Genomic DNA, 16,046 nt, shown 5'->3' with positions numbered 1-16,046 from the left:
AGCGATATTCATCTAAAAGCCGGGCATGCTGCAAAACCACGCAGGTTTGTTATGATCCACGCCCTCCGTAATGCCTGACCAGAGTAGTCCCATGTCCGATCGTAGCGTTCGTCTGCAAGCCCTTCATCAAGCCCTCAAGGAACGTATCCTGATCCTCGACGGCGGTATGGGCACGATGATCCAGAGCTACAAACTCGAAGAAGAAGACTACCGTGGCAAACGCTTCGCCGACTGGCCAAGCGACGTCAAGGGTAACAACGACCTGCTGGTAATCACGCGCCCGGACGTGATCGGCGGTATTGAAAAAGCCTACCTGGATGCCGGTGCCGACATCCTCGAAACCAACACCTTCAACGCCACCCGCATCTCCATGGCCGACTACGGCATGGAAGAACTGGCCTACGAGCTGAACGTAGAAGGCGCACGCCTGGCGCGCAAGATCGCCGACGCCAAGACCGCCGAGAACCCGGCCAAGCCGCGCTTCGTCGCCGGCGTGCTCGGCCCGACCAGCCGTACCTGCTCGTTGTCGCCGGACGTGAACAACCCCGGCTACCGCAACGTGACCTTCGATGAACTGGTGGAAAACTACACCGAGGCCACCAAGGGCTTGATCGAAGGCGGCGCCGACCTGATCCTGATCGAAACCATCTTCGACACCCTCAACGCCAAGGCCGCGATTTTCGCCGTGCAAGGTGTGTTCGAGGAGCTCAATACCGAACTGCCGATCATGATCTCCGGCACCATCACCGACGCCTCCGGTCGCACCCTGTCGGGCCAGACCACCGAAGCGTTCTGGAACTCGGTCGCCCACGCCAAGCCGATTTCAGTGGGCCTGAACTGCGCCCTGGGCGCCAGCGAACTGCGTCCGTACCTGGAAGAGTTGTCGAACAAGGCCAACACCCACGTGTCCGCGCACCCCAACGCCGGCCTACCCAACGAATTCGGCGAGTACGACGAACTGCCGTCGGAAACCGCCAAGGTCATCGAAGAGTTCGCCCAGAGCGGCTTCCTCAATATTGTCGGCGGCTGCTGCGGCACCACGCCAGGCCATATCGAGGCCATCGCCAAAGCCGTGGCCGGTTACGCGCCACGCGTGATCCCGGACATCCCCAAGGCGTGCCGCCTGTCGGGCCTGGAGCCGTTCACGATTGATCGCAGTTCGCTGTTCGTCAACGTCGGCGAGCGCACCAACATCACCGGCTCCGCCAAATTTGCCCGGCTGATCCGTGAAGACAACTACACCGAAGCCCTCGAAGTCGCCCTGCAGCAGGTGGAAGCCGGCGCCCAGGTGATCGACATCAACATGGACGAGGGCATGCTCGATTCGAAGAAGGCCATGGTGACCTTCCTCAATCTGATCGCCGGCGAGCCGGACATCTCCCGCGTGCCGATCATGATCGACTCCTCCAAGTGGGACGTGATCGAGGCTGGCCTCAAGTGCATCCAGGGCAAGGGCATCGTCAACTCCATCAGCATGAAGGAAGGCGTCGAGCAGTTCATCCACCACGCCAAGCTGTGCAAGCGCTACGGCGCGGCCGTGGTGGTGATGGCCTTCGACGAAGCCGGCCAGGCCGACACCGAAGCGCGCAAGAAAGAGATCTGCAAACGTTCCTACGACATCCTGGTGAATGAAGTCGGCTTCCCGCCGGAAGACATCATTTTCGACCCGAACATCTTCGCGGTCGCCACCGGTATCGAAGAGCACAACAACTACGCCGTCGACTTCATCAATGCCTGTGCCTACATCCGTGACGAGCTGCCGTATGCGCTGACCTCCGGCGGCGTGTCCAACGTGTCGTTCTCGTTCCGGGGCAACAACCCGGTGCGCGAGGCGATCCACTCGGTGTTCCTGCTGTATGCGATCCGCAATGGCCTGACCATGGGCATCGTCAACGCCGGCCAATTGGAGATCTACGACCAGATCCCGGCGGAGTTGCGCGACGCCGTGGAAGACGTGGTGCTCAACCGCACCCCGGAGGGAACCGACGCCCTCCTCGCCATTGCCGACAAATACAAGGGCGACGGTAGCGTCAAGGAAGCCGAGACCGAGGAATGGCGTGGCTGGGATGTGAACAAGCGCCTGGAGCACGCACTGGTCAAGGGCATCACCACGCATATCGTTGAAGACACCGAAGAGTCCCGGCTGTCGTTCGCGCGCCCGATCGAAGTGATCGAAGGCCCGCTGATGTCCGGTATGAACATCGTTGGCGACCTGTTCGGCGCCGGCAAAATGTTCCTGCCCCAGGTGGTGAAGTCCGCCCGGGTGATGAAACAGGCCGTGGCCCATTTGATCCCGTTCATCGAGCTGGAAAAAGGCGACAAGCCGGAAGCCAAGGGCAAGATCCTGATGGCCACGGTGAAGGGCGACGTGCACGACATCGGCAAGAACATCGTCGGCGTGGTGCTGGGTTGCAACGGCTATGACATCGTCGACCTCGGCGTGATGGTGCCGGCGGAGAAGATCCTGCAGGTGGCCAAGGAGCAGAAGTGCGACATTATCGGGCTGTCCGGCCTGATCACCCCGTCCCTGGACGAGATGGTGCACGTCGCCCGCGAAATGCAGCGCCAGGACTTCCACCTGCCGCTGATGATCGGCGGTGCGACCACCTCCAAAGCGCACACGGCGGTGAAGATCGAGCCCAAGTACAGCAATGATGCGGTGGTGTACGTGACCGACGCTTCGCGTGCGGTGGGCGTGGCCACGCAGCTGCTGTCCAAGGAACTCAAGGCCGGTTTTGTCGAGCGTACCCGCGAGGAGTACGTGGAAGTGCGTGAGCGCACCTCCAACCGCAGCGCCCGCACCGAACGCCTGAGCTACCCGGCCGCCATCGCCAAGAAGCCGCAGTTCGACTGGAGCAGCTACACGCCAGTGGTGCCGACCTTTACCGGCGCCAAGGTGCTGGACAATATCGACCTCAAGGTGCTGGCCGAGTACATCGACTGGACGCCGTTCTTTATCTCCTGGGACCTGGCCGGCAAGTTCCCGCGCATCCTCGACGATGAAGTGGTCGGCGAGGCCGCCACTGCGCTGTACGCCGATGCCCAGGAAATGCTCAAGAAGCTGATCGATGAAAAACTCATCAGCGCCCGTGCGGTGTTCGGCTTCTGGCCGACCAACCAGGTGCAGGACGATGACCTGGAAGTCTATGGCGATGACGGCCAGCCGATTGCCCGGTTGCACCACCTGCGCCAGCAGATCATCAAGACCGACGGCAAGCCGAACTTCTCCCTGGCCGACTTCGTGGCGCCCAAGGACAGCGGCGTGACCGACTACATCGGTGGCTTCATCACCACCGCCGGCATCGGCGCCGAAGAAGTCGCCAAGGCGTATCAGGACGCGGGCGACGATTACAACTCGATCATGGTCAAGGCCCTGGCCGACCGCCTGGCCGAGGCCTGCGCCGAATGGTTGCACCAGCAGGTGCGTAAAGAGCACTGGGGGTATGCCAAGGACGAGCAACTGGACAACGAGGCGCTGATCAAGGAGCAATACAGCGGCATCCGCCCTGCCCCCGGCTACCCGGCGTGCCCGGATCACACCGAAAAGGCCCAGTTGTTCCAACTGCTCGACCCCGAGGCCCGCGAGATGCAAGCTGGTCGCAGCGGTGTGTTCCTCACCGAGCACTACGCGATGTTCCCCGCGGCAGCGGTCAGCGGCTGGTACTTCGCCCATCCGCAGGCGCAGTACTTTGCCGTGGGCAAGGTCGACAAGGACCAGGTGACCAGCTACACGGCGCGTAAAGGCCAGGACCTGAGCGTGACCGAGCGTTGGCTGGCGCCGAACCTGGGTTACGACAACTGATCGGCCCATCTGCGGGCGTTGGCTTATGTGGTGAGCGGGCTTGCCCCGCGCTGGGTGGCGTAGCCGCCCCAATAAACAACGCCGCATTCTGTCAGGCAGAATGCGGCAGCTGATTTGGGGCGGCTTCGCCACCCAGCGCGGGGCAAGCCCGCTCACTACAGATTGAAAAATCGTCGGCTATGCTCTCCCTCACACACCTTGTGTCGAGGGATGTATGGACGATCCAGTCAACAACAAGCCCCCTACCTTCTGGCAGATGCTGCACAGCGTGGTGGCGGCCGCATTTGGCGTGCAGAGCGGCAAGAACCGCGCCCGCGACTTCACCCACGGCAAGCCCAGCCATTTTGTGGTGCTGGGCATTCTGTTCACGGCAGTGTTTGCGTTGACGCTGTTCGGCATCGTCAAGCTGGTGCTGCACCTGGCGGGCGTCTAGCGCAGCAGCAGTTGCAGGCTGAAGGGGTATCGGTAGGACGCCGGCTTGCCGACGGCTGACAGTGCGCGGAAATCCACCGGCGCCATGGGGCCGAGCAGGCGTTGCGCCTGGGTCGTATCGATCAGTTGGAATAACGCCTCCTGCCGGTCACGCCCACCATGGGCGTCGATATCCACGCCTTTGGCATCATCGTTGATCAGTACCATCGCCCAACCGCCCAGGGTGAAATGCCCCGCGACCAGCGTACTCAAGCGACCGTCAAGCCGTGCCCGCAGGATATCCGGCGAGCTGTTCGCCGCACCGAACAACGCATCCTTGCCCGGCACACGCCCGCTGTCCTGCAATGCCTGCATGGCCCCCAGCGCCATCTCATCGTTGGCCGACCACACCAACGCAGCCTGCGGGTAGCGTTTGAACAGCAGCGTGGCTTGTTCGTAGGCGCGCTGGCGGCTCCATTCGCCATAGACCAACTGGCGCAGGCGCACCTCGGGGTGTTCGGCCAAGGCCCGGCGCAGGCCCTGTTCACGCAACTGCGCAGCCGGGGTGGTCTTGGTGCCGGAGAACGCCAGCAGGTCGATGAATGCACCCGGGGCTACCGGGCCATGCTGGCGCAGCAAGTCGCTGAGCATCAGGTAGCCGGCCTGCTCGTCGTTGGCCACCAGGCTGCCAAGCCAGTCAACACCCTTGCCCAGCAACTGCACCTGGTCGGCGGTCAGCGCGTTGTTCACCATCAGCAGCTTCACGCCGCTGCCCTGGGCCATGCGCAGGATCTGCGGCGCGACGTATTGCTCGTTCACCAGTACCAGGTAATCCGGCCGCTCGCTGCCATGCAGCGCCTCACGAGCCTGCCTCAGCGTGTTATCGGCGTCGCGCTCTGAATAGCGCACACGCAGATGCAGCCCGAGGTCCTTGGCCCCGGCCTGCATGAATTGCGCGTAGCTGACCCAGAAGGTTTCCGTCGACATGCCCGGGTTGAGAAACACCACCGACGTGGCATGGGCGAATGCCCCGTACGCCGAGCCCAGCAACCACACACACGTAATCAGCACCTTCGACATGGTTATTCAAGCCTGGAATAGTGACCGCCATGATAGTGGCAACACGACAGTCAATCGAGGCTCTTTACTGGTGGCTCACCCAGAATACGGCGGTTCCCACCACCAGGATGATCAGGAACAGAATGGCCCAGGCGTCCACGGTACTGTCGGGCTTACGGGCTTTTGTCGGATTGCTCATCGCATCGCCTCTTGTCGGTTTTATAGGAGATAACGCTTAAACACGCTCACAGTAAAGTTGACGATTGCCCGCATGACAAATGTGGGTATGGCGATAACGGTTCTCATTAGTCAATTTGGTTATTTGCATATACTCAAACATCACTTTTGCGCATAAACGCAAACTGGTATCGTGCGCCGGCTCCGTTGGGAGTGCGCGGCCGTGCGCGCAGATTTGCCGAGAACAGGACCTATATGTACGTATACGACGAATACGATCAGCGCATCATCGAGGACCGCGTCAAGCAGTTCCGTGATCAGACCCGACGCTATCTGGCAGGTGAACTGAGCGAAGAAGAGTTCCGCCCTCTGCGCCTGCAAAATGGCCTTTATGTTCAGCGCTTTGCGCCGATGCTGCGGGTGGCCGTGCCCTACGGCCAGCTGACATCGCGCCAGACGCGCATGATGGCCAAGATTGCCCGTGACTTCGACAAAGGCTACGCCCACATCAGTACCCGCCAGAACGTGCAGTTCAACTGGCCGGCGCTGGAAGACGTGCCGGACATCCTGGCTGAACTGGCCACCGTGCAGATGCACGCCATTCAGACCAGCGGGAACTGCCTGCGCAACGTGACCACCGACCAATTCGCCGGGGTGGCCGCCGACGAGCTGATCGACCCACGCCCGTGGTGTGAAATCGTCCGTCAGTGGACCACCTTCCACCCCGAATTCGCCTACCTGCCGCGCAAGTTCAAGATCGCCATCAATGGCTCGACCTCGGACCGCGCTGCCATCGAAGTGCACGATATCGGCCTGGAGCCGGTGCACAACGCGGCCGGCGAGCTTGGCTTCCGTGTCCTGGTGGGGGGCGGCCTGGGCCGTACACCGGTGGTCGGCGCCTTTATCAATGAGTTCCTGCCGTGGCAGGACCTGTTGAGCTACCTCGACGCGATCCTGCGGGTCTACAACCGCTACGGCCGGCGCGACAACAAGTACAAGGCCCGGATCAAGATCCTGGTCAAGGCCCTGACCCCTGAGGTCTTCGCCCAGAAAGTCGATGCCGAGATGGAACACCTGCGCGGCGGCCAGACCACCCTGACCGAAGCCGAAGTGCACCGCGTCGCCAAACACTTCGTCGACCCCGAGTACAAGACCCTGAGCAATCAGGACGCCGAACTCGCAGCGCTGGACAAAGAACACCCAGGCTTTGCCCGCTGGCGTGTGCGCAATACCCTGGCGCACAAGAAGCCGGGCTATGTGGCGGTGACCCTGTCGTTGAAACCTACCGGCGTCGCGCCGGGCGATATCACCGACAAGCAGCTGGACGCCGTCGCCGACCTGGCCGAGCGCTACAGCTTCGGCCAACTGCGCACCTCCCACGAGCAGAACATCATTCTCGCGGACGTTGAGCAGAGCCAACTGTTCACCCTGTGGGGCGAGTTGCGCGAAGGCGGTTTCGCCACGCCGAACATCGGCCTGCTGACCGACATCATCTGCTGCCCGGGCGGCGATTTCTGCTCCCTGGCCAACGCCAAGTCGATCCCGATCGCCGAATCGATCCAGCGCCGTTTCGACGACCTGGACTACCTGTTCGACATCGGCGAGCTGGACCTGAACATCTCCGGCTGCATGAACGCCTGTGGTCACCACCACGTCGGCCACATCGGCATCCTGGGCGTGGACAAGAAAGGCGAAGAATTCTACCAAGTGTCCCTGGGTGGCAGCGCCAGCCGCGATGCGAGCCTGGGCAAGATCCTTGGCCCATCCTTCGCCCAGGAAGCCATGCCCGAGGTGATCGGCAAGCTGATCGACGTCTACATCGAACAGCGCACCGAAGATGAGCGTTTCATCGACACCTACCAGCGCATCGGCATCGACCTGTTCAAGGAGCGCGTCTATGCAGCGAATCATTAAGAACAACGAAGTCCTCGACGAAACCTGGCACCTGCTGCCCAAGGACGCGAGCTTCGACGGCATCTCCAACTGCGACGACCTGATCGTGCCGTTGGCCCTGTGGCGCGAACACGGCCATGCCCTCAAGGCCCGCGACGGCGGCCTGGGCGTGTGGCTGGACGCCGATGAAGAAGCCGAGGAAATCGGTGATGACGTGGAGCACTTCCAGGTCATCGCCCTGAACTTCCCGGCCTTCACCGACGGTCGCAACTACTCCAACGCGCGCCTGCTGCGTGACCGCTACGGTTACAAGGGTGAGTTGCGTGCGATTGGCGACGTGCTGCGCGACCAGCTGTTCTACCTGCGCCGCTGCGGGTTCGATGCCTTCGCCCTGCGCGCCGACAAAGACCCGTACGAAGCACTGGAAAGCCTCAAGGACTTCTCGGTGACGTACCAGGCGGCAACGGATGAGCCGCTGCCGTTGTTCCGCCGGCGCTGAGCCTCAAATGTGGGAGGGGGGCAAGCCCCCTCCCACATTGGCATCTACTTGCTCTGTAGATCGGTCTTGATCGACGCCAGCACCTGCTTCTGCCCCATCGAACACGGCACCCCTTCCGGCTGCGCACGCACTGCCTCGAGCACACCCCGTAGTTGCGCCTTGCTGTGGGCCAGTTGCGCCTGCATTTCTTCGATCTGCATCACCTTGCGTTCCAGTGCTTCGATCAGCTCCTCACGCTTGTGCTCCCCTGGCGCGGGCATCAACGCCTTGAGCTCCTGCAAGGTGAACCCGGCCTGCTGCGCGCTCTGGATCAGTTGCAGGGTCTGCAGTGCTTCCGGTGCATAGCGTCGATAACCGTTGGCCTGGCGCCCGACCTGACTGATCAGGCCTTGCGACTCATAGAACCGGATACGCGACGCCGCCAGCCCACTCTGTTTTGCCAGTTCGCCAATATTCATCGAAATGCCTGCTTGACCTTAAAGTTACCTTTAAGCTTAGCCTGGGGCCTCCCCTGCTCAGGAGTCAACCCATGTCACCCTTTGAAGCCCTGCAACTGCCCAATAGCCAAGTCCTTTCCAACCGTATCGCCAAGGCGGCGATGGAAGAGAACATGGCGGATGCCCGCCAAGCGCCCTCCCCTGAGTTGAAACAGCTCTACGCGGCCTGGGCCGACGGCGAGCCGGGCCTGTTGATCAGCGGCAACGTGATGGTCGACCGCCGTGCCATGACCGGCCCCGGCGGCGTCGCCCTTGAAGACGAGCAACAACTGCAGCGCTTTCGCGAATGGGCAGACGTGGCGCGGCGCAAGAACGTGCACTTCTGGTTGCAACTCAGCCACCCAGGACGCCAGACACCCGCCAATCTGCGCCAGCAGGCCGTTGCACCGTCCGCCGTGGCGCTCGACCTGGGCGGTTTCTCAAAGATGTTTGCCACCCCCAAGGCCATGACCGAGGCCGACATCCAGGACGTGATCCAGCGCTTCGCCACCAGCGCACGCCTGGCCGAAAAAGCCGGCTTCACCGGCGTGCAGATCCACGGTGCGCATGGCTACTTGCTTAGCCAGTTCCTGTCGCCATTGAGCAACCAACGTACGGATCGCTGGGGCGGTTCACTGGAGAACCGTGCACGCCTGCTACTGGACGTGATCCGTGCGGTGCGTGCCTGTGTCAGCCCGTCGTTTTGTGTGTCGGTCAAACTCAACTCCGCTGATTTCCAGCGTGGTGGGTTCGAAGAAGCGGATGCACGCGCCGTGGTCGAGATGCTCAACCCGCTGTCCATCGACCTGCTGGAATTGTCCGGCGGCAGCTATGAAGCACCGGCCATGCAAGGCGAAGCGCGGGACGGCCGGACCCTGGCCCGTGAGGCGTATTTTCTTGAATTCGCCAGCGAAGTCGCGGCCATTGCCCAGATGCCAGTAATGGTCACCGGCGGCATCCGTCGCCTGCCCATCGTGCAACAAGTGCTTGACAGCGGCATCGCCATGGCCGGCATCGCCACCGCCCTGACGCTGGAGCCGCAACTGATCCAGCACTGGCGCGAAGGCCGCGACCCCAACCCGCAACTCAAACCCATCGACTGGAAACGCAAGCCCCTGGCATCCCTGGCCATTCTCGCCGTGGTGCGCTACCAGATGCGCCGCCTCAGCCGCGGCCATTTGCCCAAGGCCAACGTCGCGCCCTGCATGGCGCTGGTGCGTGACCAATGGTTTCTGGCCCGGCGCACCCGACAATACCGTGCGGCCATGACGCAATCTTCACATTAAAGGCGGAGCATTCGCCGTGATCGAACTGTCCCCTATTGATCAGCAGTTTTTAACCTCACTGACGATTGGAGTTCTTCATGGCGAAAATCAACCTGGCCCAGCAACTGGCGACCACCCTTGAACAGGCGGGCATCAAGCGCATCTGGGGCCTGACCGGCGACAGCCTCAACGGTCTCACCGACGCGCTGCGCACCATGGACAGCATCGAATGGATGCACGTGCGTCACGAGGAAGTGGCGGCCTTTGCTGCCGGTGCCGAAGCGGCGGCTACTGGCGAGCTGACGGTGTGCGCCGGCAGTTGCGGGCCGGGCAACCTGCATTTGATCAACGGGCTGTTCGATTGCCATCGCAACCATGTGCCAGTGCTGGCGATTGCCGCACAAATTCCATCCTCAGAGATTGGCCTGAACTACTTCCAGGAAACCCATCCGCAAGAACTGTTCAAGGAGTGCAGCCACTTTATCGAACTGGTCACCAACCCCGAGCAGATGCCCCAGGTGCTGCATCGCGCCATGCGCTCAGCGATCCTCAATCGCGGCGTGGCGGTGGTGGTAATACCGGGCGATGTATCGCTGCTGGAGGTCGAGGACAAACTCAAGCCGTGGCCCGCCCTGCATGCACCGCGTACGCTGCCGGCGGAACAGGACCTGCAACGCCTCACCGATATCCTGGAAAGCAGCCGCAAGGTTACCCTGCTGTGCGGCAGCGGGTGCGCCGGTGCCCATGATCAAGTGGTCGCCCTCGCCGACGCACTGGGCGCTCCCGTGGTGCACGCCCTGCGTGGCAAGGAGCATGTGGAGTGGGATAACCCGTTCGATGTGGGCATGACCGGCCTGATCGGTTTCAGCTCCGGCTACCACGCCATGCTCGACTGCGACACGCTGATCATGCTCGGCACTGATTTCCCTTACCGTCAGTTCTACCCCACCGACGCCAAGATCATCCAGGTCGACCGCAACCCGCAGGCGCTCGGTCGCCGTGCCACGCTGGACCTGGGCATCGCCGCCGACGTCAGCGAAACCATCGTTGCGCTGCTGCCACGCTTGAACCGCAAGACTGATCGCAGCTTTCTCGACACGTCCCTTAAGCATTATGAAAAAGCCCGCCAAGGGCTGGATGACTTGGCTCAACCGTCGAAAGCCAATCGGCCGATTCACCCACAGTACGTGGCGCGCCTGCTCAGTGAGTTGGCGGATGACGATGCGATCTTCACCGCGGACGTCGGTTCACCCACCGTGTGGGCAGCGCGCTATTTGAAGATGAACGGCAAGCGCCGCCTGATCGGTTCGTTCAACCATGGCTCGATGGCCAATGCCATGCCCCAGGCCATCGGCGCGCAGGCTGCGTTCCCAGGTCGCCAGGTGATCTCGATGTCGGGTGACGGTGGTTTCGCCATGCTGATGGGCGACTTCATCTCGCTGGCGCAACTGAACCTGCCAGTCAAAGTCATCGTGTTCGATAACTCGTCCCTGGGCTTTGTCGCCATGGAAATGAAGGCAGCGGGCTACCTGGACGCCGGCACCGAGCTGAAAAACCCGGACTTCGCCGCCATGTCCAACGCCATGGGCATCCTCGGCATCCGCGTGGAGCAATCCGAGGACCTGGAACCGGCTCTGCGCCGCGCCCTGGCCCATGACGGCCCGGTGCTGGTGGATGTGGTCACCGCCACTCAGGAACTGGTGATGCCGCCGACCATCAAGCTGGAACAGGCCAAGGGCTTCAGCCTGTACATGCTCAAGGCGGTGATGAGCGGCCGCGGTGATGAAGTCATCGAACTGGCCCGCACCAACTGGCTGCGCTGAGCCGCGCTAGCGCAAGGAAGCGCCGTAGCGGACCACCACCTGGGTGATCACCTCGACCAGGCGAGGGTCGGCGTCCGGCGTACTGAACAGGCGGAATTCGGCATCGGGCAGCGTGGGTAACCCGTGTTCGGCGCCGAGCACCGTCAAGCCCGGCACCAGTTGGCTACGGGCGATGGGGGCGATGGCAAACCCGGCCAATGCAGCGGCATGCAGCGCGGCGTAGCTCGTACAGAGCATGGCGGTGCGCTGGGCGATGCCGGCCTGGGCCAGGCGTGACAGCGCCGCCTCGCGGTAAGGGCATGGTTCGGGAAACAACGCCAGGGGCAAGGGCGCAGGCAATGTCGTCATCGGCTGCGCGGACCAGGCCCACACCAGCGGTTCCTGCCACAACGCCAGGCCGGGCTCGCTGGATTCACACAACGACCCCACCACCACATCCAACTCGCCCTGCTTCATCAACACCAGTAGCGAACCGGGAATGCCAACTTGCACGGTGATTTGCAGACCGGGGTATTGCGCAGCGACCTCCTGCAACTCACGCAACAGGCGTGCATCCGCAAACTCTTCCGACACGCCTACGCGCAGGTTTCCCTGGAACGCCGAGCGCGTCAGCTCGGCCCAGGCATTGCGATTCAGCGCCAGGATACCCCGCGCATACGCCATCAAGCGTTCGCCGTCTGGTGTCAGCTGTTGAGAACGCGTGGTGCGCGTGAGCAATGGCTTGCCCACTTGTTCCTCCAGGCGCCGCAAGTGCCCGCTGACCGCTGATTGCGTGAGGTGTAAACGCTCGGCGGCGCGACTGAAGCCGCCCTCGTCCACGACGCAGACGAAGGTTTTAAGCAATACGCTATCGAACATATTCTGATATGAGCTTAATCGGCCAATAAAACACGATTTATATTTCAAAGAGCGTTATGTTGCAATGCTCGGGTCATCTTTATCCGAGGCCTGCCATGACTACGCTCTTGCACATCGAATGCTCACCGCGCAAACAACGCTCCGCATCATTGGAAATCGCTCGGCAGTTTATTGCCCGCTATCAACAAAACGCGCCGGACACTCAAGTGAATACGCTGGACCTGTGGGCACTGGAGCTGCCCGAATTCGACGGCCCGGTGATGGACGCCAAGTACGCCGGGCTCAGCGGTACGCCGTTGACTGAGGAACAAGCCATCGCCTGGTCCGCACTTAAAACACTTGCCGCCCAGCTGCATCAGGCTGACGTGCTGGTGTTCTCGGTGCCGCTGTGGAATTTCGCGGTGCCTTACAAGCTCAAGCACTTTATCGATGTGGTGTCGCAGAAAGATGTGTTGTTCGAGTTCAGCCCGGAGCATGGCCTGCGCGGGTTATTGCGCAACAAGACAGCGGTGAATGTGTACGCGCGGGGTATGGATTTTTCGGCGCCGGACGCCCAGGCGATGGATTTCCAGAAGCCCTATATGGACGCCTGGCTGGGCTTTATCGGGGTGAAGGACGTGCATTCGTTGTACGTGGAAAAGACCATCCTGGGGCCGAAGGTCGATCAGGCATCGCGCCTGAACAGCACGGCGCTCGCTCTGTTGTTGGCAGATCAGCTGGCCTGACCCGCAAAAAAGCCCGGCTATTGCGGCCAGGCTTCCTTGTAATCAACCGTGCTGTTTGGCCACCCACTTGCCATAGGCGTCAATGAAGGCCTGCAGGAACGGCTTGGTCTTCTCGGACACCTTGCCCGCTTCATCGAACGCACTGCCTGCGCCGCCCAGGTAGGCCTCCGGCTGCTGCATGCAGGGCACATCGAGGAACACCAGGGACTGGCGCAGATGATGATTGGCGCCGAACCCGCCAATCGCACCCGGCGACACGCTGATGATCGCGCCCGGCTTGCCACTCCAGGCGCTCTGCCCGTATGGCCGGGAACCGACGTCGATGGCATTCTTCAACGGGGCCGGGACGGAGCGATTGTATTCCGGGGTCACGAACAACACCGCGTCGGATGAGCTCACCTGTTTGCGGAAAGTACTGTAGGCTGCCGGCGGTGATGCAGCGTCGATGTCTTCGTTGTAGAGCGGCAAATCGCCAATTTCCACAATGTTCAACTTCAGGTTGGCAGGGGCCAGTTCGGCCAATGCGAGCGCAACCTTGCGGTTGATCGAGTCTTTTCTCAAGCTGCCGACCACGACGGCGACGGTGTAGACCTTGCTCATTGGGGTTTCCCGACGTCTGACTAAAGGAGCTTGTAGTTATAGAGTCTTCGCGACGGGTTCACCAGAAGGTTTTCGATAATCCTGCAGCCGTTTGCATTGCCTAACGTTACGTAGGACGCATCTGAAAACATCAGCGAATAGTATTTTTATTTCGTAAGTAAACTACCCCGCTCCATGACGGTCTACAGAACCGCAAATCGAGTGTTTATCTCCAGAGGTTCTAAACAGATGGCAGCAGTACTAGTCGGACAGTTTCATGCCAGAGACGCGGAAGGACGCGTGTATTCGGTGCATGAGTTCCAGGAATCCAACCCGGCGCAAGGCGACCTGGCTGGCTCGGCACCTACCATTACCTACAAGCTGGCCATTGGCGACCGTGTAGAGAAACTGGAAGGCGACGAATTCAAGCTGATCCAATCGGGCACCATTCTCGTGCGCGAATCGCAACCCCCCCTCGCGTCATAAGATCCCGCCTTATCCACCTGCTCAGTCCTGGCCATTGACGGCGTTGACTGGGCTGGGGTGATCACGGGCGGCGTATCTCCGTCACTTCAATGCCCTGCTCGCCTTCGATCTTCTTTACGGTCACCACCAATCGCCCCCGCTCCCCCTCCACCGCGAACATGGAACGCTGGTAGCCCGCCGTGTTGTAGCCTGGGTGCGCCACTACCTGCCTGACCAGTTCAATACCCAGCACCGCCCCCACCTGTTCGACGACCTGTTCCTGGGAACGGATAAACGCTTCAAGTGCCAGGTTTTCCGGCGCGGTTTCGTTTTGACTGTTGAAGAAGTAAGCAGCCACGCACCCTACGGTCACCAGGACCAACAGTTGCTTGGCCGTTACCCCGAGAAATATCGAGGGTAGAGGCATGTGAGACCAGACCTGTTTTTGTTGTTAATGCCGGCAGCCGGCTTTGGTCGTTGATGATCAGCGCAGCCATTCTATTGAATACCCGGCCCGCTGCACATAGACTCCGGCGATGCGTTTACGTCATATCGAAGTGATTCAGGCCATCTTGCAGACCGGACACCTCGGCGCGGCCGCCGAATGGTTGCAACTTTCCGTGGGCGAGGTGGACGCGGCGCTCAAGGACGCCGAGCAGCAATTGGGCTTCATGCTGTTCGCCAGCGTACGCGGGCGCTTGCAGGCCACCCGGGAAACCCTGGAACTGCAGGCGGAAATTGCCCATGTGTATGAGGCCCTGGAGCCGGTGCAACGCCTGGCCAGCCGCCTGAAAAACCATCACGCCCCTACCCTGCGCGCGCTCTGCACACCGCCCCTGGCCAATCAGCTGTTGCCGCAGAGCATTGCGGTGTTGCGCCGCCGCTTCCAGGACACGCCCTGCAACCTGTCGAGCCAACCCACCCGCGAGATCGTCAGGAGCCTGCTGCTGCACGAAGCCGATGTGGGCTTGAGCCTGCATGACCCGGAACACCCGCAGGTCCAGTGCACCGTACTCGCCCAGGGCAAGCTGCAACTGCTGGCGCCCCATGGCTGGCTGAAACCAAAGCAGAAGTACATTGCGCTGCAGGACCTCGCCGGGCAGTCGATGATCGGCCTGGAGGGCCAGGACCCGCTCAGCCGCCTGCTGGACGCCAAGCTGCAAGCCTTGCGCCCGCTGCCGGTGGTGCAGACGCGGGTGCAGACCTACCAAATGATGCGCAGCATGGTGGAAGCAGGCGAAGGTCTGGCAGTGGTCGACCCGTTCACCGCGTTCGGCGCACGCGAGGCCGGGCTGGATGCGTGCCCGGTGTCGCCGCCGATCATGGTCAGCCTGTATGCGCTGACGCTCAAGGATGGCCCGACCTCCCCGGCACTGAATGCGCTGCTGGAGATCGTGACGCAGAAGGCCGAGGGTTTGCTGGCGGGTTAAGCGTTGTCGGCTTCGCTCTTGAACAACCGATACCAGAATATCGCCACTTCGCGGGTCTGCGGGTCGATACCGCGATAGCGCAGGTGGTCGATGCCGCCCATCACATAACCGCAACGCTCATACAAACGGCAGGCACCGAGGTTGTTGTTCTGGGTTTCGAGCATCATGCCGGGCAGGCTTTTCTTGCGGCTCCAGAACTGCGCCACATCCAGCAGTGCCTTGGCCACCCCATGGCGTCGCGCAGGCAGGGCCACCGCCAACTCGTCGACATGGGCAAAGCCGTTCCAATTGGTGCTGACCACGATGTGCCCCACCGCACGGTCGTCCAGGTAAGCCATGAAGATCGCACTGTCGGGCGCGTCACGGAAACTGGCGAACTCCTCAGGGTCAATGCCGTAGCACTTGCGGTACGGCAAGATACGCTCCACGGGCCACTGGTCGACCCGCCTGCCCATTTGCGGCTCACCGTAGGCGCTGACTTCAAAGCTGAAGTCATTACCCCACACGTAGGCATCAAAGCCCTCGTCGGCGACCCGTACACTGAGCCCCGGATACTTCGGGTTCATTACAGCTTGCATAACCAT

Annotated in this window: 15 protein-coding genes; 9 read left to right on the top strand and 6 right to left on the bottom strand. The window is 61.6% G+C overall.

All coding sequences use genetic code 11. From position 1 onward, the window contains the following. The first annotated feature begins 91 nt into the window (after positions 1-91). Both metH and BLR69_RS04065 read left to right on the top strand, forming a co-directional pair. Positions 92-3,802, top strand: a complete 3,711-nt coding sequence (gene metH / locus BLR69_RS04070; RefSeq protein ID WP_071496055.1) for a methionine synthase — start codon at positions 92-94, stop codon at positions 3,800-3,802. Between the two features lie 214 nt (positions 3,803-4,016). Further along, on the top strand, positions 4,017-4,235 hold the full coding sequence (locus tag BLR69_RS04065) for a DUF2970 domain-containing protein (protein WP_058426282.1): 219 nt from the start codon (positions 4,017-4,019) through the stop codon (positions 4,233-4,235). Here the strand turns inward: BLR69_RS04065 and BLR69_RS04060 are convergent. Continuing rightward, positions 4,232-5,293, bottom strand: a complete 1,062-nt coding sequence (locus BLR69_RS04060) for an ABC transporter substrate-binding protein (protein ID WP_071496056.1) — start codon at positions 5,291-5,293, stop codon at positions 4,232-4,234. The genes BLR69_RS04065 and BLR69_RS04060 overlap by 4 nt on opposite strands. 411 nt (positions 5,294-5,704) lie before the next feature. Here BLR69_RS04060 and BLR69_RS04055 point away from each other — a divergent pair, with 411 nt between their 5' ends. Continuing rightward, on the top strand, positions 5,705-7,363 hold the full coding sequence (locus BLR69_RS04055) for a nitrite/sulfite reductase (protein ID WP_071496057.1): 1,659 nt from the start codon (positions 5,705-5,707) through the stop codon (positions 7,361-7,363). Next, positions 7,347-7,841, top strand: coding sequence for a DUF934 domain-containing protein (locus BLR69_RS04050; RefSeq protein WP_048727764.1), 495 nt, complete (start codon positions 7,347-7,349; stop codon positions 7,839-7,841). The genes BLR69_RS04055 and BLR69_RS04050 overlap by 17 nt, the downstream gene beginning before the upstream one ends. A 44-nt stretch (positions 7,842-7,885) precedes the next feature. On the opposite strand, the gene BLR69_RS04045 is transcribed toward BLR69_RS04050, so the two are convergent. Beyond that, positions 7,886-8,299 (bottom strand): MerR family transcriptional regulator, encoded by a 414-nt coding sequence (locus tag BLR69_RS04045; RefSeq protein WP_071496058.1) that lies wholly within the window; start codon positions 8,297-8,299, stop codon positions 7,886-7,888. 71 nt (positions 8,300-8,370) lie between these two features. Between BLR69_RS04045 and BLR69_RS04040 the strand changes: the two genes are divergently transcribed. Beyond that, positions 8,371-9,603, top strand: coding sequence for an NADH:flavin oxidoreductase/NADH oxidase family protein (locus BLR69_RS04040; protein WP_071496059.1), 1,233 nt, complete (start codon positions 8,371-8,373; stop codon positions 9,601-9,603). A gap of 77 nt (positions 9,604-9,680) precedes the next feature. Next, positions 9,681-11,405, top strand: coding sequence for a ubiquinone-dependent pyruvate dehydrogenase (gene poxB, locus BLR69_RS04035; protein WP_071496060.1), 1,725 nt, complete (start codon positions 9,681-9,683; stop codon positions 11,403-11,405). A 6-nt stretch (positions 11,406-11,411) separates the two neighbouring features. Here poxB and BLR69_RS04030 read toward each other — a convergent pair whose 3' ends face one another. Continuing rightward, positions 11,412-12,263, bottom strand: coding sequence for a LysR family transcriptional regulator (locus BLR69_RS04030; RefSeq protein WP_071496061.1), 852 nt, complete (start codon positions 12,261-12,263; stop codon positions 11,412-11,414). A 95-nt stretch (positions 12,264-12,358) separates the two neighbouring features. Between BLR69_RS04030 and BLR69_RS04025 the strand changes: the two genes are divergently transcribed. Then, the gene (locus tag BLR69_RS04025) at positions 12,359-12,988 is read left to right on the top strand and encodes an FMN-dependent NADH-azoreductase (RefSeq protein WP_071496062.1); all 630 of its coding nucleotides are present in this window, start codon (positions 12,359-12,361) and stop codon (positions 12,986-12,988) included. A gap of 42 nt (positions 12,989-13,030) precedes the next feature. Here the strand turns inward: BLR69_RS04025 and BLR69_RS04020 are convergent, their stop codons facing one another. Next, positions 13,031-13,588: an NADPH-dependent FMN reductase gene (locus BLR69_RS04020; protein WP_071496063.1), complete on the bottom strand. Its 558-nt coding sequence runs from the start codon at positions 13,586-13,588 to the stop codon at positions 13,031-13,033. Positions 13,589-13,816: 228 nt separating this feature from the next. Here BLR69_RS04020 and BLR69_RS04015 point away from each other — a divergent pair, with 228 nt between their 5' ends. Next, a complete protein-coding gene (locus BLR69_RS04015; protein WP_071496064.1) occupies positions 13,817-14,053 on the top strand; it encodes a hypothetical protein in 237 nt (78 codons plus the stop codon). 61 nt (positions 14,054-14,114) lie between these two features. Here BLR69_RS04015 and BLR69_RS04010 read toward each other — a convergent pair whose 3' ends face one another. Further along, the gene (locus BLR69_RS04010) at positions 14,115-14,459 is read right to left on the bottom strand and encodes a hypothetical protein (RefSeq protein ID WP_071496065.1); all 345 of its coding nucleotides are present in this window, start codon (positions 14,457-14,459) and stop codon (positions 14,115-14,117) included. Between the two features lie 109 nt (positions 14,460-14,568). Between BLR69_RS04010 and BLR69_RS04005 the strand changes: the two genes are divergently transcribed. After that, a complete protein-coding gene (locus BLR69_RS04005) occupies positions 14,569-15,462 on the top strand; it encodes a LysR substrate-binding domain-containing protein (protein WP_071496066.1) in 894 nt (297 codons plus the stop codon). Here the strand turns inward: BLR69_RS04005 and BLR69_RS04000 are convergent. Continuing rightward, complete coding sequence (locus tag BLR69_RS04000) at positions 15,459-16,040, bottom strand: GNAT family N-acetyltransferase (protein ID WP_076955310.1); 582 nt, start codon at positions 16,038-16,040, stop codon at positions 15,459-15,461. The two genes, BLR69_RS04005 and BLR69_RS04000, sit on opposite strands and share 4 nt — an antisense overlap. Positions 16,041-16,046: the final 6 nt, after the last annotated feature.

The sequence above is a fragment of the Pseudomonas azotoformans genome, assembly GCF_900103345.1.
GTDB classification, from domain to species: Bacteria; Pseudomonadota; Gammaproteobacteria; order Pseudomonadales; family Pseudomonadaceae; genus Aquipseudomonas; species Aquipseudomonas azotoformans.
This window is presented reverse-complemented; position numbering and strand designations above follow the sequence as displayed.